Origin of the sequence: Pseudomonas sp. Irchel 3H9 (genome assembly GCF_900187495.1) — a bacterium.
Lineage (GTDB): Bacteria > Pseudomonadota > Gammaproteobacteria > Pseudomonadales > Pseudomonadaceae > Aquipseudomonas > Aquipseudomonas sivasensis.
This window is the reverse complement of sequence record NZ_FYDK01000003.1, coordinates 170,779-189,161: the sequence shown is the minus strand read 5'-3', so window position 1 is coordinate 189,161 and position 18,383 is coordinate 170,779. Positions and strand designations below refer to the sequence as shown.

Annotated in this window: 17 protein-coding genes; 9 read left to right on the top strand and 8 right to left on the bottom strand. The window is 59.1% G+C overall.

Annotated elements, in window-relative coordinates; all coding sequences use genetic code 11:
- Positions 1-93: 93 nt before the first annotated feature.
- From epd to fba, 5 genes are all read left to right on the top strand, one after another.
- Positions 94-1,149 carry an erythrose-4-phosphate dehydrogenase gene (gene epd / locus CKW32_RS12590; protein WP_095185104.1) on the top strand — a complete coding sequence of 352 codons (1,056 nt, stop codon included), beginning with the start codon at positions 94-96 and terminating at the stop codon, positions 1,147-1,149.
- A gap of 26 nt (positions 1,150-1,175) precedes the next feature.
- Positions 1,176-2,339: a phosphoglycerate kinase gene (locus CKW32_RS12585; RefSeq protein WP_032884052.1), complete on the top strand. Its 1,164-nt coding sequence runs from the start codon at positions 1,176-1,178 to the stop codon at positions 2,337-2,339.
- Between the two features lie 29 nt (positions 2,340-2,368).
- Positions 2,369-2,596 (top strand): hypothetical protein, encoded by a 228-nt coding sequence (locus CKW32_RS12580; protein ID WP_032884051.1) that lies wholly within the window; start codon positions 2,369-2,371, stop codon positions 2,594-2,596.
- Between the two features lie 60 nt (positions 2,597-2,656).
- Positions 2,657-2,989: an MliC family protein gene (locus tag CKW32_RS12575; RefSeq protein ID WP_095185103.1), complete on the top strand. Its 333-nt coding sequence runs from the start codon at positions 2,657-2,659 to the stop codon at positions 2,987-2,989.
- A gap of 272 nt (positions 2,990-3,261) precedes the next feature.
- Positions 3,262-4,326 carry a class II fructose-bisphosphate aldolase gene (gene fba, locus CKW32_RS12570; RefSeq protein WP_032884050.1) on the top strand — a complete coding sequence of 355 codons (1,065 nt, stop codon included), beginning with the start codon at positions 3,262-3,264 and terminating at the stop codon, positions 4,324-4,326.
- 161 nt (positions 4,327-4,487) lie between these two features.
- Here the strand turns inward: fba and CKW32_RS12565 are convergent, their stop codons facing one another.
- The 3 genes from CKW32_RS12565 to CKW32_RS12555 form a co-directional block, all read right to left on the bottom strand.
- Entirely contained in the window at positions 4,488-5,267 is a 780-nt protein-coding gene (locus CKW32_RS12565; RefSeq protein ID WP_095185102.1) for a hypothetical protein, read from the bottom strand.
- 569 nt (positions 5,268-5,836) lie between these two features.
- Complete coding sequence (locus CKW32_RS12560) at positions 5,837-6,025, bottom strand: hypothetical protein (protein WP_095185101.1); 189 nt, start codon at positions 6,023-6,025, stop codon at positions 5,837-5,839.
- 142 nt (positions 6,026-6,167) lie between these two features.
- Positions 6,168-6,833 (bottom strand): polysaccharide lyase family 7 protein, encoded by a 666-nt coding sequence (locus tag CKW32_RS12555; protein ID WP_095185100.1) that lies wholly within the window; start codon positions 6,831-6,833, stop codon positions 6,168-6,170.
- 308 nt (positions 6,834-7,141) lie between these two features.
- Here CKW32_RS12555 and CKW32_RS12550 point away from each other — a divergent pair, with 308 nt between their 5' ends.
- The 3 genes from CKW32_RS12550 to CKW32_RS12540 are packed head-to-tail and all read left to right on the top strand — an operon-like array spanning position 7,142 to position 10,107.
- The gene (locus tag CKW32_RS12550; protein WP_032884044.1) at positions 7,142-9,247 is read left to right on the top strand and encodes a bifunctional diguanylate cyclase/phosphodiesterase; all 2,106 of its coding nucleotides are present in this window, start codon (positions 7,142-7,144) and stop codon (positions 9,245-9,247) included.
- A 43-nt stretch (positions 9,248-9,290) separates the two neighbouring features.
- On the top strand, positions 9,291-9,791 hold the full coding sequence (locus tag CKW32_RS12545; RefSeq protein ID WP_095185099.1) for a M48 family metallopeptidase: 501 nt from the start codon (positions 9,291-9,293) through the stop codon (positions 9,789-9,791).
- Between the two features lie 19 nt (positions 9,792-9,810).
- On the top strand, positions 9,811-10,107 hold the full coding sequence (locus CKW32_RS12540) for a helix-turn-helix domain-containing protein (protein ID WP_032884042.1): 297 nt from the start codon (positions 9,811-9,813) through the stop codon (positions 10,105-10,107).
- A 104-nt stretch (positions 10,108-10,211) separates the two neighbouring features.
- Here CKW32_RS12540 and CKW32_RS12535 read toward each other — a convergent pair whose 3' ends face one another.
- A complete protein-coding gene (locus CKW32_RS12535) occupies positions 10,212-10,664 on the bottom strand; it encodes a GNAT family N-acetyltransferase (protein WP_095185098.1) in 453 nt (150 codons plus the stop codon).
- A 201-nt stretch (positions 10,665-10,865) separates the two neighbouring features.
- Between CKW32_RS12535 and CKW32_RS12530 the strand changes: the two genes are divergently transcribed.
- A complete protein-coding gene (locus CKW32_RS12530) occupies positions 10,866-11,603 on the top strand; it encodes an ABC transporter substrate-binding protein (RefSeq protein ID WP_032884040.1) in 738 nt (245 codons plus the stop codon).
- Between the two features lie 109 nt (positions 11,604-11,712).
- On the opposite strand, the gene yccS is transcribed toward CKW32_RS12530, so the two are convergent.
- From yccS to mdtD, 4 genes are all read right to left on the bottom strand, one after another.
- A complete protein-coding gene (yccS, locus tag CKW32_RS12525; protein WP_032884039.1) occupies positions 11,713-13,896 on the bottom strand; it encodes a YccS family putative transporter in 2,184 nt (727 codons plus the stop codon).
- A 220-nt stretch (positions 13,897-14,116) separates the two neighbouring features.
- The gene (locus CKW32_RS12520; RefSeq protein WP_032884038.1) at positions 14,117-15,295 is read right to left on the bottom strand and encodes an NAD(P)/FAD-dependent oxidoreductase; all 1,179 of its coding nucleotides are present in this window, start codon (positions 15,293-15,295) and stop codon (positions 14,117-14,119) included.
- Positions 15,296-15,453: 158 nt separating this feature from the next.
- Entirely contained in the window at positions 15,454-16,791 is a 1,338-nt protein-coding gene (dbpA, locus tag CKW32_RS12515; RefSeq protein ID WP_233897098.1) for an ATP-dependent RNA helicase DbpA, read from the bottom strand.
- 130 nt (positions 16,792-16,921) lie between these two features.
- Positions 16,922-18,349 carry a multidrug transporter subunit MdtD gene (gene mdtD / locus CKW32_RS12510; protein ID WP_032884036.1) on the bottom strand — a complete coding sequence of 476 codons (1,428 nt, stop codon included), beginning with the start codon at positions 18,347-18,349 and terminating at the stop codon, positions 16,922-16,924.
- Positions 18,350-18,383 lie beyond the last annotated feature (34 nt).

Genomic DNA, 18,383 nt, shown 5'->3' with positions numbered 1-18,383 from the left:
TCCCACATTTGGATCGCGGTCTAATGTGGGAGCGGGCTTGCCCGCGATGGCGATAGTGCATTCAGCACCGAACTAACCTTGATCGAGAACCCCATGCCCCAACCGCGTCCCTACAAAGTTGCACTCAACGGCTACGGCCGCATTGGTCGTTGCGTCTTGCGTGCTCTGTTCGAGCGAGGGGCGGCAGCCGGGTTTGAAATTGTCGCGATCAACGATTTGGCCGACATGGCCAGCATCGAATACCTGACACGCTTTGACTCCACCCACGGCCGCTTCCCTGGCGAAGTGCGGGTTGAGGGCGATTGTCTGCATATCAAAGGCGACTGCGTAAAAGTACTGCGCAGTGCCACCCCCGAGGGCATCGACTGGGCGGCGCTGGGCGTCGACCTGGTGTTGGAGTGCTCCGGTGCCTATAACACCCGCGCCGATGGCCAGCGTTTTCTCGACGCCGGCGCGCCGCGTGTGCTGTTTTCCCAGCCAATGGCCAGCGAGGCGGATGTCGACGCCACCATCGTCTACGGCATCAACCAGGATTGCATGACCGGCCATGAGCTGCTGGTGTCCAACGCCTCCTGCACCACCAACTGCAGCGTGCCACTGTTACGCCTGTTGGATCAGGCGATTGGCATCGATTACGTATCGATCACCACCATCCATTCGGCGATGAACGACCAGCCGGTGATCGACGCCTATCACCACGAAGACCTGCGCCGTACGCGATCGGCGTTCCAGTCGGTGATTCCGGTGTCCACCGGCCTGGCCCGTGGCATCGAACGCCTGCTGCCGGAACTTGCCGGGCGAATTCAGGCCAAAGCCGTACGGGTGCCGACGGTAAACGTGTCTTGTCTGGACATCACCATGCAAACCGTCAGCGACACCGATGCGGTGGAGGTCAACCGGATTCTGCGCGATGCCGCCACCAGCGGCCCGCTCAAAGGCTTACTGGCCTACACCGAGTTGCCCCACGCCAGTTGTGACTTCAACCATGACCCGCATTCGGCAATTGTCGATGCCAGCCAGACCCGCGTTTCCGGCCCGAGGCTGGTGAATATCCTGGCCTGGTTCGATAACGAATGGGGTTTTGCCAACCGCATGCTGGATGTTGCAGAACACTATCTGCACGTTGCCTCATCAAAACCTGCCCTTTAAATAAGTCAATTCAGGAACTGCGACCCATGACCGTGTTGAAGATGACCGACCTCGATCTGCAAGGTAAGCGCGTACTGATTCGCGAAGACCTCAACGTCCCAGTCAAGGACGGTGTTGTCACCAGCGATGCGCGAATCCGGGCTTCGCTGCCGACCATCAAGCTGGCCCTGGAAAAAGGCGCGGCCGTAATGGTCTGCTCCCACCTGGGTCGTCCGACCGAAGGTGAGTTCTCGGAAGAAAACAGCCTCAAGCCTGTGGCCGATTACCTGAGTGAGGCCCTGGGCCGCACAGTGCCGTTGGTGTCTGACTACTTGGGTGGCGTTGACGTCAAGGCCGGCGACATCGTGCTGTTCGAAAACGTGCGCTTCAACAAAGGCGAGAAAAAGAACAGCGACGAACTGGCCCAGCAATACGCAGCCCTGTGCGACGTGTTTGTGATGGATGCGTTCGGTACGGCTCACCGTGCTGAGGGTTCCACCCACGGCGTGGCCAAGTTCGCCAAGGTCGCGGCTGCTGGCCCGCTGCTGGCTGCTGAACTGGATGCACTGGGCAAGGCCCTCGGCGCACCGGCTCAGCCGATGGCTGCCATCGTGGCTGGCTCCAAGGTGTCCACCAAGCTGGACGTGCTCAACAGCCTCAGCCAGATCTGCAACCAATTGATCGTCGGTGGTGGCATCGCCAACACCTTCCTGGCCGCAGCCGGCCACCCGGTGGGCAAGTCCCTGTATGAACCGGACCTGCTGGATACCGCTCGCGCCATCGCTGCCAAGGTCAGTGTGCCGTTGCCGGTTGACGTGGTGGTTGCCAAGGAATTCGCTGAAAGCGCCGCCGCCACCGTCAAGCTCATCGCTGACGTGGCTGCCGACGACATGATCCTGGACATCGGTCCGCAAACCGCAGCCAACTTCGCCGAACTGCTGAAAGCCTCCCAGACCATTCTGTGGAACGGCCCGGTCGGCGTGTTCGAGTTTGACCAGTTCGGCAACGGCACCAAAGTGCTGGCCAATGCCATCGCTGAAAGCTCGGCGTTCTCCATCGCTGGCGGTGGCGACACCCTGGCGGCCATCGACAAATATGGTGTGGCTGACCGTATCTCCTACATTTCTACTGGTGGCGGCGCGTTCCTTGAATTCGTCGAAGGCAAAGTGCTGCCCGCCGTTGAAGTGTTGGAAGCTCGAGCCAAAGGCTAAGGCCCGTGATCAGGAAAAGGAGCATTCCCATGATCAAGTCGTTGGCACTGTTGATCGCAGCGGGCCTTCTGGCCGGCTGCGGCAGCACGCCAAGCGCGGCGCAGGAGGCTGGAAAGCCGTTGCCTGTGCAGAAAAAGAGCTGCTACCAGGCTGACTGGCAAGCCGAGACCATGCCGGTGATCAACAAGCGCATCGGCAACGAACGGCTGGAGAAATACGACTCCGCGCCCAACGGTCAGGAACAGGGTTGCCCTTGACGGGTCTGATCAACTAACCGACAGCATCGGCGGCCTCTGGCGCCGCTGCGAGGATTGGCAATGAAAGGCGTTTTCGCCCTGGCAGCCCTGGCCCTACTGGCCGGTTGCAGCAGCATGAACATGTTCAACAAGGCAGAGCCTGCCGATAAGTGGACCACTTGGACCTGCGACAGCAAGGCCGAGGTCAACTGGCGATTTGCCAACCAGGCCCGTAGCGAGGTGGATGTACGCCTCGGCGGTTCCGACCAGGTTTACCGCCTTAAACAGGACGTTGCCGCTTCGGGCGTGCTGTACAGCAACGACCAGTTGGCGTTTCACACCAAGGGTGAGGAAGGCCTGATTTACTGGGTTGCCACCGACGATTTGATCGGGCGGGGCTGCAAGGCCCAGTAAACAGAACACGGTCTCGAATGTATTGAGATCCAAATGTGGGAGGGGGCTTGCTCCCGATTGCGGTGGGTCAGTCACCGAAGTCAGCGACTGATAGATCGCTATCGGGAGCAAGCCCCCTCCCACATTGATTCGGTTCCAAATGGCGAGCCGGACACTGCAATAACGATTCAGCAGGCCAGGCATGCAAAACCTGACCGGCAATAACTTGAATAGCAGCCGCCGCTACGGCAGGCTTGCACGATTAACGACCCTCGACCGGGAGAGACAACACAATGGCACTTATCAGCATGCGTCAAATGCTGGACCACGCAGCCGAGTTCGGCTACGGCGTTCCAGCCTTTAACGTCAACAACCTTGAGCAGATGCGCGCCATCATGGAAGCCGCTGACAAGACCGACTCCCCAGTGATCGTCCAGGCTTCGGCCGGTGCCCGCAAATACGCCGGTGCTCCATTCCTGCGTCACCTGATCCTCGCCGCAATCGAAGAATTTCCGCACATCCCGGTGTGCATGCACCAGGACCACGGCACCAGCCCAGACGTGTGCCAGCGCTCCATCCAACTGGGCTTCAGCTCGGTGATGATGGACGGCTCCCTCGGCGAAGACGGCAAGACCCCAACCGACTACGAATACAACGTGCGCGTAACCCAGCAAACCGTAGCCCTGGCTCACGCCTGCGGCGTCTCGGTTGAAGGCGAACTGGGCTGCCTGGGTTCCCTGGAAACCGGTATGGCCGGCGAAGAAGACGGCATCGGCGCCGAAGGCGTGCTTGATCACAGCCAAATGCTGACCGATCCGGAAGAAGCCGCTGACTTCGTCAAGAAGACCCAGGTCGATGCCCTGGCCATCGCCATCGGCACCAGCCACGGCGCCTACAAGTTCACCAAGCCGCCTACCGGCGACGTGCTGGCCATCGACCGCATCAAGGAAATCCATAAGCGCATCCCTAACACCCACTTGGTGATGCACGGTTCTTCCTCGGTCCCGCAAGAGTGGCTGGCGATCATCAACCAGTACGGCGGCGACATCAAAGAAACCTACGGCGTACCGGTTGAAGAAATCGTTGAAGGCATCAAGCACGGCGTGCGCAAGGTCAACATCGACACCGACCTGCGCCTGGCGTCCACCGGCGCAATGCGTCGCCTGATGGCCACCAACCCGAGCGAATTTGACCCGCGTAAATTCTTCGGCGCCACCGTAACCGCGATGCGTGATGTGTGTATCGCTCGCTACGAAGCCTTCGGCACTGCCGGCAACGGCTCGAAGATCAAGCCGATCTCGCTGGAAGCGATGTACCAGCGTTACCTGAAAGGTGAGTTGAACGCTAAGGTGAATTGAACCGCAAGCGTGAATAAACCCGTGGCGATGCGGGTTTTTGATGAGCAAGCGTAATGTTCGTTGGAGCCTCGCTCGCGGGCATGAAATTTACGGTGTCCTGTAGTTGTGCAATATAACAACCCGTCGTGAGACGGGTTGTTATATTTAGCTGATTTTGGACGTTATACAGGCTCCGCTTCAAAGTTTCCTGCTACAAAATAGAATGAGCCCGTTGGCTTGCTCCTTATAACAATATGCTCCATGTTTAAAGTGCTGAAGGTAAACCGGTCTAAACCCTGTGTTGCTGCTTTTATGGGGGTAGTGGTTTTGCCATCCGACCATTCGAATGACAAAGGGCCAACAGCGATATATGAAAAACTCATTTTGTTGAAATTGAGAGGGACATCATCTGTTCCTCGCAAATAAATTTTTACCGATGCGGCCACGGCCTGCTCTGATCTACTAACATAGACTTTAGGCCCGAAGAGTGCTTCGCGCTGAATGTCACTAATTACATATTGTCTAAGGTTAGTCTTGCTTATGGCTTCTATGGATTTGCTGAAAGATCGCTCGATGTTGCCCTCGTGTATGAATTTAAAGTTGTTATTGGTAACAAATTCTTGATTAAGGGCGAATCTCAACTCTTCATCGGCTAAGTTTTCAGTGATTTTTTTCTGAATATCAAGATTTATCGAGACTTGTTTCGGGGTCGCATCAGTTTCAGTCAGCGTCAAAGTAACAGGGCCTGAGATTGAGGCCATTACACTATCTGAAAATATTCCATTCGCTGAGATTTTTATCGTTTTCAGTGGCTTGCTGCTGGCAGCGCCCAGTCGTACCTCTAGTTCCCCATTTGGAAAGCCAATGCCTTCGATTCTGAAAGAGCGGTCAACGAGAGCTGTAGCGCTTGGCGATGCTGTAGAGCCGTTTATTCTTTCGATGATAGGGGTAATGACGCTCATTTGAATGCTCCTTGTTTTTTCGAACAACAAAGTTGTACGGGTAAGTGATATTTAATGTTGCTCTAACTAGGGGGGCGCCATGGTTTGTCAGGATGGCGTGTTCGCTGCATAAACCTTTTTTCCATCTTGTGATAATTAGTTTGGATTGAAATAATGGTTTTGAAACCTGTAATAATTAACAGTTTTTTATGACTTTTTGCTATGTATGTTAGTGCGAATTCCAGCCCTCCACCTGTTATAAGGCAGCCACGCCTTGATGGTCCAGGTAGCGGGAGATGCAGGTCGTTAATAGCGGATGGGCTATCGATTCAAAAAGGGCCGGATTAGTTGGCTGTCAATCGAGAGAGCGAACAGAAAACTGCGTGTGGCAAGGGCGCTTCGGTTGGACTGCGCAGCGGCTTCCGGCGGTAGCAAGTGCCCTTACCGCAGGAGCTGGTGCATTGTTTAAGAGGCTGGGGATGTCAGTGAATCATCCTTGGGGCAACAGAAAACACCTGCCGAGTTTATGCCGGGCTCAGTAATCCAAAGGGTTCGATGACTTGTGTTATCGCTGATCGGCTCAATGGTCTTTATGTCCTGAGGTTGACGGTCCGGTACACGCCTGCTGAGCGATAGTAAGTCAGCTCTGCTTTTTTATCGTCGAACCTTGGGTCTTCTCCTTCATCGGTCTCGTCGGAGCTATCGCTCAGGCGGACGTCTATTTTGAATTTCTTCGTCGATTGAAGTTTTTTACGGATGTCATGCATTGAGATGCGCATCTCAAGACTCCAGATCCATGGGGGAGGCCCACGGTTATGGGCGTTAGATTCCCCCAATAGGTTAATCTTGGCGACTGTGAGGCCTGACAGTTTTCAAGATGATTTGGCTATGCGTGATATCGCGAAAACGTTGGGTCACGCATCACTCGTGATCAATATCCAACTTCGCAAACGTCACCTTCGCGCCTTCCTTGCTGTCCCCGCTGTTGTCCTGCACATACGCGCCGGCCTTGAAGTACAGCGGCTTGCTGCCCCACGCTGCGCCAATGCGCTCGTTCCATTCACTGTCGGCGGCGTACACGCTGAGCAGCCCGGCTTTGTTGAGGTTGATCACGTAGGTAAAGCTTTTCTCCAGCGGCACATTGGACGCGACGATGACCACGCGGCTTTCACCTTCATCCGGGCGCATGCGCACTTTGGCGACGATGTTGCCGGTCTGGGTCTTTTCCTTGAACTGGTATTCGAGCTTGATCAGCGGTTTTTGGCTGTCATAGGCGTGGATCTGGCCGATGACGATCTTGCCGCTGGAGGGTACTTGGTTCACGGCCAAGGTGGCGCGCAGGAAGTTGTCGGCTTCGGGGTAGGTCCAGTTACGCAAGCGCCCGTCGGCGTAAGTTTCGCGCAGCTCACTGCGTGGGTAGATGGCGTTTTCGGTGCGGGTGCCGGTGACGGGTGTCCAGAACTGCACGTAGCTGCCTTCGGCCTGGAAGTACTGGTCGTTGAAGCCGCTGAGCAGCTTTGGGGTGTCGATAGTCGCGGGGGGCGAGCCGACCGGAATGCTCAGGTTCCAAGTGGAGAGGTCGATCATGGCGTTGGCCTTTTACAGGGGGTGAAGGCTTTGGCCCGTGGGCCTTACAGGTTCTTTATAGGCGGTGGCCGGCCTGTTGTTAAACATTTGCTGGCAATTTATTGGCGCCAAATGAATGCCAAAAAGCCATGTTTCCCATGAACCGTGGGCTGTAGAGGTTGACCGTTAGTCGGCTGAGTGAACTTTGGCGCAATGATGGCATCCACGTCACTTCTGATTTTCAGTATCCAGGGCTAGAGTGAGCCCTCAATGTTTATCCGTGTTTTCTCTCAGAAGTGACCGGAGTAGACCTAAGGAAGAGACCCAGCATGGAATGCGCTCCACCTCATGGCGATGGCAGTTCGGTTCTTCTGGTCGTCGATGACTACCCGGAAAACCTGATCAGCATGCGTGCGCTGCTACAACGTGATGACTGGCAGGTGGTCACCGCGGAATCCGGGTTGGAAGCTCTGGAGGTGCTGCTGCAGCATGAAGTGGACCTGGTATTGCTGGATGTCATGATGCCCGGCATGGACGGCTTTGAAGTCGCCCGCCTGATGCGTGGCAACCAGCGCACACGCATGACCCCTATTATCTTCCTGAGTGCCAACGCCCAGTCGCCCGCCGCCGTGCTGGAAGGCTATGCCAGTGGCGCCATCGACTACCTGTTCAAACCCTTCGACCCGCATATTCTCAAGCCCAAGGTCCAGGCGTTGCTGGAGCATCAGCGCATTCGCCGGGCCTTGCAGCGCCTGAGCCATGATCTGGAGTCAGCCCGGGCCTTTAATGCCTCGGTGTTGGATAACGCCGCCGAGGGCATCCTGGTGGTGAGTGAGGAGGGCGTGATCGAATACGCCAACCCGGCGATCTCGCGCCTGCTCAATGCCCCGATCCAAGAGTTGCAGGGCCAGGAATTCCTGAGTTTCATGCAAAAGCCCCATGTGCCCACGTGGCTGGATTCGCAGATGTACGCCGGTTACCGCAAGGGCGAAACCTGGCGCCTGCACGATGCGCTTCTGCGCACCGGCCGTGGCCAGCAGGTGCCGGCGGCGTTGTCATGCGCGCCGCTGCCCGCCGAACAGAAGGCCATGGTGGTGACGGTGCTGGATATGTCCGAAGTGCGCCACCTGCATCAGCAGTTGGAATTCCAAGCCGTTACCGACCCGCTGACCGGGCTGCTGAATCGACGCGGCTTCCACCAGGCTGTGGAAAACACGCTGTTGCGCAGTGAGCGCACAGAGCAGTCCTTGGTGTTGCTGTACCTGGACCTCGACGGTTTCAAGCGCGTCAACGATTCTTTGGGCCATGATGCGGGCGACCGGGTTTTACGCTGGGTTTCGGAGCAATTGCAGGGCGGCTTGCGCTCCTACGACATTATCGGCCGCATGGGCGGTGATGAATTTACTGCGCTGCTGGAGTTGGAGTTCCCAGAGCAGGCAGCAAAAATTTCGGAAAAACTGATCGAACGAGTCTCTGTTTGTCAGCAGGTTGACGGTTTGGATGTGATGCTCGGCGTGAGCATTGGCATTGCGACCTTCCCGGACTGCGGTTCGGACTTGAATGGTTTGCTGCGTGCGGCCGACATCGCCATGTACGAAGCCAAGCGCGCGGGCCGTCAGCAGTATCGCTATTACGACCAGGAAATGAACGGCCGCGCGCGCTCGCGGCTGATGCTCGAAGACAGCGTGCGTACTGCCATTCAAAACAAGGATTTCACCCTGGTCTACCAGCCTCAGGTCTCTCTGGCGGATGGGCGCCTGCGCGGTGTCGAGGCGTTATTGCGTTGGCAACACCCCAGCGTCGGCGATGTACCGCCTGGGCTGTTTTTACCGCTGCTGGAGGAAGCGCGGCTGATCAGCCAACTGAGCGCGTGGATTTATCAACAGGTCGCTGCCCAGCGTCAGGTGTGGCAAAGCACCTTCGACGATGAATTGGTGCTGAGCGTCAGCCTGAGTAGCAGCCAGTTCAATATGCCCAACCTGGCTAACCAGTTGCAGCAGGTGATGGAGCGACATGGGCTTCAGGTTGGGCAGTTGGAGGTGGAAATCGGCGAGGATTGCCTGATGAGTAGCTTGGAAGAGGCCACCAAGCAGCTCAAGTTACTGCGCCGAATCGGGGTGCGCATCGCTTTGGATGACTTTGGTTCGGGACAATGCTCCCTGGCGCATCTGCGTGACTTGGAGTTCGACACCCTCAAACTCGATCCGCAATTAGTCGCGCGCCTGCCGGGGTCGGTGAGGGACGCAGCGATGGCACGCAGCATTATCGAACTGTGCGGGCATTTTGACGTGCTGGTGGTGGCCGAGGGTGTGGAAACCCAGGAGCAAGCTCAGTGGCTCAAAGCCCATGGCTGCCCATTTATCCAGGGACCGTGGGCGGCGCACCCACTGATGGCCGACGAAGTGGTCGACTGGTCACGCGCCCGCCTGCGCTGAATTCGCTACACTGGCGCCCATTCGAACCCTGTTGCAGACCTCAATGACCGCGCTGAAATACCTCCAGGCTTACCCCGCAGCCCTCCAGGAGCAAGTACGTCAACTGATCGCCAAGGACCAGTTGGGCGCTTACCTGGAGCAGCGTTATCCCGAGCGTCATGCGGTGCAGAGCGACAAAGCCCTGTACGCCTACGCACTGGCGTTGAAGCAGGAACACCTGCGCAATGCGCCAGCGATCGACAAAGTGCTGTTCGATAACCGCCTGGATCTGACCCACCGCGCCCTCGGGCTGCACACCACGATTTCGCGGGTGCAGGGCGGCAACCTCAAATCCAAGAAAGAGATCCGCATTGCTTCGCTGTTCAAGGACGCCGCTCCGGAATTTCTGCGCATGATCGTGGTGCACGAGCTGGCGCACTTTAAGGAATCGGACCACAACAAGGCGTTCTATAAACTCTGCGATCACATGATGCCGGGCTACCACCAGGTGGAATTCGACCTGCGGGTGTACCTCACGTATCGCGACCTGCAGGGCAAGCCCTGACCGCACAAGGCGACTGACCATGGATGTGAGCAAGACCAAAAGCAGCTTCTACCGCCGCCTGTACGTGGCGTACCTGATCGACAGCGGGCTCGCCAGCAGTGTGCCGGCGCTGACCGACGTCACCGGTATGCCCCGGCGAACGGCGCAGGACACGATTGCGGCGTTGGCTGACCTGGATATCGTGTGTGAATTCGAACAGGAAGACGGCGCCCGCAACCATGCCGGGCACTATCGGATTCGCGACTGGGGCGCGATTGATCGGGGCTGGATCGAGGTGAATCTCGACCAGATCAAGCGGGTTCTGGGTTATCCCTGAGTTTGGCGGTGGCTGGTCTGGCGCTATCGGGAGCAAGCCCCCTCCCACATTTGAATGTATTCACACATTCAAATGTGGGAGGGGGCTTGCTCCCGATGGCGGCCTTAAGCGCGCCGCATACCAATATGTGGAATGTCATCCTCCAGGTATTCCTCACCCGCCACCACAAACCCATACCGCCCGTAATAGCCCTGCAAATGCGCCTGGGCTGACAGGAAGATCGGCGTCTCAGGCCAGGTCTCCTCAATCTGCTTGAGAGTTTCTTCCATCATCTCGTGCCCCAGCCCGGTACCCCGTGCCGCCGGTGCGACGATCACCCGACCGATAACCACGTCGCCACCTTGGGATTCCGGATCCAGCAGGCGCAGGTAGGCCATCAGTTCATCGTCTTTCCAAGCCATCAGGTGGTGGGTATCACCCGTCAGATCCTGCCCGTCGATGTCCTGATAAACGCACTTCTGCTCGACAACGAAAACCTCGCAGCGCAAGCGCAGGATGGCGTATAGCTGCTCCTTGCCCAGGTCGGTGTGATGTTTGCAGACCCAATCGACTGTCATGGTGTGTTCTCTCGTAAATGTCTGTTCTGGATAGTAGGCGCGACGGGCTTGGGTGTCTAAATCAACTATTTTTGTGAATGAAATCAATTTGCCACTATTGAGTGCAGGCGGCGGCCGTTTCTTTGTGTAATCTGAGCTAATGTTAGAACCTCAGGCGCAGCCTGAGCTAAGGCCACCGCCTGTCCGCCAAGGATTTTGAGCATGCCGCGATTCTCTCGTGCCGTTGCTTTGATTGGAGTGTTGCTGCTAGCAACGCCTGCATGTGCACAGCGCCTGCGCCTGGTCGCGGATGCGTGGCCGCCCTTTACCGATGCCACGCTGATCAACGGGGGCTTGGCCACTGATATTGTCAGCACGGCCTTGGCTCGCGCGGGCTATGCCAGCGATTTCGAGCAGGTGCCCTGGGCTCGCGCGCTGATGGGCGTGGGTGACGGGCGCTATGACGTGCTGGTCAACGCCTGGTACGACGACGCGCGTACGCACTTGGGGCAATTCTCCGGCGAATACCTGCTCAACCGCGTGCGTTTTATCAAGCGCCGTGACGATCCCATCGAGTTTCAGAACCTGCAGCAACTGCACGACTATCCCATCGCGGTGGTACGTGGTTATGCGTATTCAGCGGCGTTCGATGGGGATGCGCAGTTGCAGAAAGTGCCTGTGCATAACTTCGCCATGGCCGTGCGCATGCTGGCGGCGCAGCGGGTGCGGCTGACGGTGGAGGATGAATATGTGGCGCGCTTTTACCTGGCACGGGAGTCGGCCCGGGTGCGTAATACGGTGGAGTTCCTGCCCCAGCCGCTGAGTGAAAACAGCCTGCATATTCTGGTGAGCCTGAAGAACCCTGAGCACGCGCAGATTGTGGCGAGCTTTGACCGCGAGATTGCCAAGATGAAGGTCGATGGCAGTTATGCGCGGTTGATGAAGGCCCATGGCATGTAGTGCCAGTGCGGGCCTCATCGGGAGCACGTCGAATCGTCGCACCGCCCCTCCCACATTTGGACCGTGTGAATCCGATCAAGTGTGGGAGGGGCTTGCCCCCGATAGCGGCCTAAGCCGCGCTGGTATCTTTGATCAGGTGCGCCGCCAAGGTGCGCAACGGCCCCAACTGCCGGCAAATCAAGGCCAACTGTGTCTGCACCAATCGCTGCCCTTCATCAATCTCATCCGGCATCTGCTCCAAGTCCGCCGCCAGGGCTTCCTCGGCGTCGCTTTGGATCGCAATGGGTTGCTTGTTGGCCAAACCAGTCGCGATTTCATCGATGCTCGCAGCGAGGGTTTTACCCGCGCCGTCGATCAGATGCTCGCGCACCTCAGCCGGCAATGGCGTATCGCGGTGGGCTCCTAGGCCTGACAAGTAGCTGAGCAAGGTGTGGGACAACACCAGGAAACGGAAGCCCACATCCGCCTCCTTACGGAAATGCCCCGGCTCCATCAACATGTTCGCCAGCGTGGTGGACAGCGCCGCATCGGCGTTGTGCGCGTTGCGGCGGGCCAGGCGATAGGCCAGGTCGTCGCTTTTGCCGGCGGCGTATTGCTGCATGATCTGGCGCAGGTAGATGCTGTTGCAGGTCAGGGTGTTGGCCAGCACTTTGTTCAGGCGACGGCCTTGCCAGTCCGGCAGGAACAGGAACACGGCCAGGCCGGCGATCAAACTGCCGAGCAAGGTATCGAACAGCCGTGGCAAAAACAGCCCGTAGCCATCCCCCACCTGGTTAAAGCAGAACAGCACCATTAGGGTGATTGCTGCCGTGGCCAGGGTGTAGCGGGTGGTGCGGTTGATAAAGAACACCAGGCCGGCAGCGATGGCGAACATCGATTGCACCAAGGGGCTTGGGAACAGGTCGAACAGCGCCCAGGCCACGGTGAGGCCGATAGCGGTGCCGATGATCCGCTGGCCGAGCTTGCGCCGCGTCGCACCATAGTTGGGCTGGCACACAAACAGGGTGGTGAGGATGATCCAATAACCTTGGGAGGCGTGGATGGCATGCAAGGTGCCGTAGCCGATGGTCAGCGCCAGTGACAGGCGCAACGCGTGTCGGAACAGCAGCGACGTCGGCGTGAGTTGGGTGCGCAGGCGCGTCCACATTTCTTTAAGGTTGCGCGGCGCGCGGTCCAACAGGTTGCTGTCGGTGGCGTCGGCCAGGGCGTCGGGGTTGCTCGCGTCGCCGAGCAGGCGGTCAAGGGTGGACAGGTTGGCCGCCAGGGCGCGCAACGAACGCAGCAGGCCGCGCCAGGCCGGGTTGCTCTGGATGCGCAAGTGTTCCAGGGAGGCGTTCAGGTCGCTCAGGGCTTCGGCGAAGCTGTCGTCATAGATGAACGGTTGGCGCAGTTGGATCGACTCGGCCAGGGCCTGGCAGGCCTTGCCTTGTTGGCGCAGCAAGCGCTGACAGCGGAACAGCACATCGCTGTGGAAGAACGCATCGGCCAGGGCGTTGTAAGGGTAGTGGGATGAGCTGGCGCGTTCGTGGATGTCCTGGGCCAGGAAATACAGCTTGAGGTAGCGACTGACCTTCGACCCCGGTCGGCCATTGCCCACGCGGTGCAGGATGATTTCTTTCGCGGCATTCAGCGCGGCCACCACCCGGCCATTTTGCTGGGCAAGTTCCAGGCGGCGCGCCTCCACATCCAACTGGCGGATTGGTTCAAACAGCGACGACTTGAGCTTGAGGTAGCGCCCCAACTCGCGGAACAGCCGCGCCAGGCTCTGCTGCACCGGCTGGTTGGAAAACAGCGCCTGCCACAGCACCGACAACGCGCCGTACCAGGCCGCGCCGGCCACCAGCAGCAACGGCTCATGCCAGAAATCACTGACGGCGCCGCCGCGCTGGTCCACGCCGATCATGGTGTAGACCGACAGAATCAAGGTGGCCGACGCAATCGCGCCATAGCGTTCGCCCAGCGCCCCGAGCATCGTCAGGCCGAACGTCGCCAGAGCCAGGGAGATGGCGAAAATCCAGGGGTAAGGGAACAGCAATTCCACCGACAGCGCGGCGATGCTGAAGCACACCAGCGTTACTGCCAGGGCATTGAGGCGGCCCTGCCAACTGTCGTCGGTCTCAGCCAGGGCGCTGGCGATAATCCCCAGGAACAGCGGGATCAGCAGCGTCATTTCATCCTGATACCAGCACAGCGCCATGCTGCCGGTGAGGGCGATGAATACCCGAATGCTGTAACTGAATTTATCCAGCGCCCACAGGCGCCGCATAGACTGCTTGAACGAGGTCGATGACATGAAGTCGTGAGTCTTCCGGGACGATGCCGTTAAATTGAGCCATCAGTGACGCCACGGCAAGGGTGGTGATCACATCTGACAACAAATTATTCGCAGGCACACCTCAAATCAAAATGTGGGAGGGGGCTTGCCCCCGATTGCAGTGTGTCAGCCAGAATATCGGTGACTGATGCACCGCTATCGGGGGCAAGCTCCCTCCCACATTTTTTACTGCGTCGCGTCAAACAAACTGCGCGGCCGCGTAACCGGAGGCCCACGCCCACTGGAAGTTAAATCCGCCCAGATGGCCGGTCACGTCCAGCACTTCCCCAATAAAGTACAAGCCAGGGCTTTTCAGCGATTCCATGGTTTTGGACGACACTTCCCGCGTGTCCACCCCACCCAACGTCACCTCGGCGGTGCGATAGCCCTCGGTGCCCGCCGGCACCAGCTGCCAGCTCCCCAGCTTCTGCGCGATGTCGGCGATTTCGGCGTGGGTGTACTGCTTCATCGGCTTGGACGCAAACCAGGTGTCCGCCAGCAGGTTGGCCATCTTCTTGGTGAAGATCTCACCCAGCAGGGTTTTCAGCTCGCTGTTGGGGCGCTCGACCTGTTGCTGTTGCAGCCAGGTGTGGGCGTCGTGGTCGGGCAGCAGGTTGATTTCCACGGTGTCGCCGGATTCCCAATAGGAGGAAATCTGCAAGATCGCCGGACCGCTCAGGCCACGGTGGGTAAACAGAATGTTCTCGCGAAAGCTCTGGTCGTTGCAGCTGACCAGACAGTCCACGGAGGTGCCGGACAACTCGCCGCACAAGTCCTTGAGCTGATCAGTGATGGTGAACGGCACCAGCCCGGCGCGGGTTGGCAGCAGTTCGTGACCGAATTGCTTGGCCACTTGATAACCAAAACCGGTGGCGCCCAGGGTCGGAATCGACAAGCCGCCGGTGGCGATCACCAGGGATTCGCAGCGCAACTCACCCAGCGTGGTTTGCAACTGGTAGCCGCCGTCGACCTTGGCAATCTCCTGGATCGACGTGTCCAAGTGCATGCTGACGCCGGTCTGGATGCATTCATCGAGCAACATGCCGAGGATGTCGCTGGACTTGTTATCGCAGAACAACTGGCCAAGCTTCTTCTCGTGATACGGCACGCCGTGTTTGGCCACCAGCCCGATAAAGTCCCACTGGGTGTAGCGGGCCAGGGCGGATTTGCAGAAGTGCGCGTTGTGCGAGAGGAAGTTGGCCGGCTCGGTGTACATATTGGTGAAATTGCAGCGGCCACCGCCGGACATCAGGATCTTCTTGCCGGCCTTGTTCGCATGGTCGATCAGCATCACCTTGCGCCCGCGCCCGGCGGCGGTCAGCGCGCACATCAAGCCTGCGGCGCCGGCGCCAATGATCACAACTTCGGTCGAGCGCAAAACGGTGTCCTCATACAAATTCTGATTTGGAATGCAGTTAATGTGGGAGGGGGCTTACCCCCGATAGCGGCGGTTCAGTCACATCTATATTGACTGACACTCCGCTATCGGGGGCAAGCCCCCTCCCACATTGGATCTCCATTGGTGCGGAGATCGTGTTACAGGATCCGAACGCGCAACGAACGGCCTTTGATCTTGCCGTCATTCAGGCGCTGCAACGCTTGCTTGGCGATTCCGCGCTCAACAGCCACAAAGGCCTGGAAGTCAAAGATCGCGATCTTGCCGACCTGCGCGCCCGGGATGCCGGCTTCGCCGGTCAGTGCGCCGAGGATGTCGCCCGGACGCACTTTGTCTTTACGGCCTGCGGCGATGCACAGGGTGCTCATCACCGGCAGCAACGGACCGCCGCTTTGCGGTTTGAGGTTGTCCAGTTGGTCCCAGTTCAGCGGCGACTTCTGCAGTTGCTCGATGGCCTGGGCGCGGTGCGCTTCGGACGGCGCCACCAGGCTAATTGCGATGCCGGTCTCGCCCGCACGACCGGTACGGCCGACGCGGTGGATATGGATCTCCGAATCGCGGGCCAGTTCGACGTTGATCACCATGTCCAGCGCGTCAATGTCCAGGCCACGGGCGGCGACGTCGGTGGCGACCAGTACCGAGGTGCTGCGGTTGGCGAACATCGCCAGCACCTGGTCACGGTCGCGCTGTTCCAGGTCGCCATGCAGGCCAACGGCGGAAATGCCCTTGGACGTCAGGTGGTCGACGGTTTCCTGTACTTGCTGCTTGGTGAAGCAGAACGCCACGCAGGAAGCCGGGCGGAAATGCGCCAGCACCTTGGTCACGGCGTCCATGCGTTCTTCCGGGGAGATCTCGTAGAAACGCTGCTCGATCTGGTCGTCGGAGTGGAACGCTTCGGCTTTCACTTGCTGCGGCGCGCGCATGAACTTCGAGGCCAGCTGCTTGATGCTCACCGGGTAGGTGGCCGAGAACAGCAGGGTTTGGCGGCGTGGTGGGGTCTTGCTGATGATGTCTTCGATCGCGTCGTAGAAGCCCATGTCGAGCATGCGGTCGGCTTCATCGAGGATCAGGGTGTTCAAGCCGTCCAGCACCAGCGAACCTTTGCGCAGGTGTTGCTGGATGCGGCCCGGGGTGCCGACGATCACGTGGGCGCCGTGCTCAAGGGAGGCGATCTGCGGACCGAGGGACACGCCGCCGCACAGGGTCAGGACCTTGATGTTGTCTTCGGCGCGGGCCAGGCGACGGATTTCTTTGGCGACCTGGTCGGCCAGTTCACGCGTCGGGCACATCACCAGCGCCTGGCAGCCGAAGTAGCGCGGGTTGATCGGGTTCAACAGGCCGATACCGAATGCAGCGGTCTTGCCGCTGCCGGTCTTGGCCTGGGCAATCAGGTCCAGCCCTTTGAGGATCACCGGCAAGCTTTGCGCCTGGATCTGCGTCATCTCGACATAACCCAGCGAGTCGAGGTTAGCCAGCATGGCGGCGGACAGGGGCAAAGTATTAAAAGCGGTGGCGATGGTAGTCACGGGACTGGCTCTGCAAAACAAAATGTCGCGCAGTGTACCAGCCCTGTGGGAATTTCCCCGCAAGTTCTAGACGAGACGCCGCTTAATGCTCGATATGTTGGTCCGGGTTGACCACCCGTTTGCCGTCTGTTGGCGACAGTTGCAGGAAGATCGCCGCCGCCAGCATCGCCATGATGCCCACGGTGAGGAAGGTCAACTGGAAGGCGCCCAACACACTTTCCACGCCATCATTGCCCGATTCGGCAGTGAAGCCGCCGAGCAGCGCACCGGCGCAGGCCACGCCCAGGCTCAGGGACAGTTGCGCCACCACCGAAAGCAAACTGTTGCCGCTGCTGGCCTGAGCGTCGTCGAGGTCGATCAGGGTCACTGTGTTCATGGCGGTGAATTGCAGGGAGTTGATCGCCCCCAGCACCGCGAGCATGCCCAGCAGCAAAGGGTAGGGCGTCTGTTCCGTAACCAGACCCATGCTGGCGAGCATCATCCCCAGCGCCAGGGTATTGCCGGTGAGCACGATGCGATAACCCAGGCGCTCGATCAACGGACGCGCCACGGACTTGGCAAACATCGCCGCCGCCGCCAGGGGCAGCATGCTCATACCGGCTTGCGATGGCGAATAACCCAGCGCTACCTGCAACAACAGCGGCACCAGGAACGGCAGCGCGCCGCTGCCCAAGCGGGCGAACAGGTTGCCCAGAATGCCCACCGCAAACGTGCGCGTCTTGAACAGCACCGGCGAGAACAGCGCATTGTCGATATGCCCGGCCCGCAGCCAATACGCCGCCAGGCACGCCAGCCCGCCGAACAGCAGCAACATTACCCGCAGGTGCGGCAAGTGCAGTTCGCCCAGGCCTTCCATCGCGATGGTGATCAACACCATCGCCGCGCCGAACAGCAAAAAGCCGAGGCCATCGAAGCGTGTGCGCTCGCTGCCGCGCAGGTCGGGGATGAATTTCCACACGGCGTAGCAGCCGATCATGCCCACCGGCAGGTTGATCAGGAAGATCCAGTGCCACGTCAGGTATTGCACCATCCAGCCGCCCATGGTCGGGCCGAGCAATGGGCCGAGCAGGCCAGGAATGGTGATGAAGCCCATGATCCGCACGAGCTCGGAGCGCGGGTAAGCACGGAGAACGACCAGCCTTCCGACCGGCAGCATCAGCGCGCCGCCCAAGCCTTGGATCACCCGCGCACCCACCAGCATGGTCAGGCTGCTGGACAAGGCGCACAGCAAGGAGCCGATGCTGAACAGCATGATCGCGCCAAAGAAGATTTTCTTAGTGCCGAAGCGGTCGGCAATCCAGCCGGACGCCGGGATCAGCAGGGCGACGGTGAGCATGTAGGCGATCACCACACCTTGCATACGCAGCGGGTTCTCGGCGAGGTCCCGCGCCATTGCCGGCAGCGCCGTATTCAGAATCGTCCCGTCCAGCGACTGCATGAAGAAGGCAATCGCCACCACCCAGGGGAGCCAGCGGGCGGTCTTGTCATCGAGCGGGACGCGATTCGGCATGGGAACCCTTTTGTTAGCAGGCTATGTGTTGGCG

Bases quoted from the DNA above. Each gene is read 5' to 3' on its own strand.
- CKW32_RS12530 (WP_032884040.1), top strand. From the start codon at position 10,866: ATGCCGCGATTCTCTCGTGCCGTTGCTTTGATTGGAGTGTTGCTGCTA.
- mdtD (WP_032884036.1), bottom strand. From the start codon at position 18,349: ATGCCGAATCGCGTCCCGCTCGATGACAAGACCGCCCGCTGGCTCCCC.
- CKW32_RS12545 (WP_095185099.1), top strand. From the start codon at position 9,291: ATGACCGCGCTGAAATACCTCCAGGCTTACCCCGCAGCCCTCCAGGAG.
- CKW32_RS12585 (WP_032884052.1), top strand. From the start codon at position 1,176: ATGACCGTGTTGAAGATGACCGACCTCGATCTGCAAGGTAAGCGCGTA.
- CKW32_RS12580 (WP_032884051.1), top strand. From the start codon at position 2,369: ATGATCAAGTCGTTGGCACTGTTGATCGCAGCGGGCCTTCTGGCCGGC.
- CKW32_RS12550 (WP_032884044.1), top strand. From the start codon at position 7,142: ATGGAATGCGCTCCACCTCATGGCGATGGCAGTTCGGTTCTTCTGGTC.
- CKW32_RS12535 (WP_095185098.1), bottom strand. From the start codon at position 10,664: ATGACAGTCGATTGGGTCTGCAAACATCACACCGACCTGGGCAAGGAG.
- yccS (WP_032884039.1), bottom strand. From the start codon at position 13,896: ATGTCATCGACCTCGTTCAAGCAGTCTATGCGGCGCCTGTGGGCGCTG.
- CKW32_RS12555 (WP_095185100.1), bottom strand. From the start codon at position 6,833: ATGATCGACCTCTCCACTTGGAACCTGAGCATTCCGGTCGGCTCGCCC.
- fba (WP_032884050.1), top strand. From the start codon at position 3,262: ATGGCACTTATCAGCATGCGTCAAATGCTGGACCACGCAGCCGAGTTC.
- epd (WP_095185104.1), top strand. From the start codon at position 94: ATGCCCCAACCGCGTCCCTACAAAGTTGCACTCAACGGCTACGGCCGC.
- dbpA (WP_233897098.1), bottom strand. From the start codon at position 16,791: ATGCTGGCTAACCTCGACTCGCTGGGTTATGTCGAGATGACGCAGATC.
- CKW32_RS12540 (WP_032884042.1), top strand. From the start codon at position 9,811: ATGGATGTGAGCAAGACCAAAAGCAGCTTCTACCGCCGCCTGTACGTG.
- CKW32_RS12565 (WP_095185102.1), bottom strand. From the start codon at position 5,267: ATGAGCGTCATTACCCCTATCATCGAAAGAATAAACGGCTCTACAGCA.
- CKW32_RS12575 (WP_095185103.1), top strand. From the start codon at position 2,657: ATGAAAGGCGTTTTCGCCCTGGCAGCCCTGGCCCTACTGGCCGGTTGC.
- CKW32_RS12560 (WP_095185101.1), bottom strand. From the start codon at position 6,025: ATGCGCATCTCAATGCATGACATCCGTAAAAAACTTCAATCGACGAAG.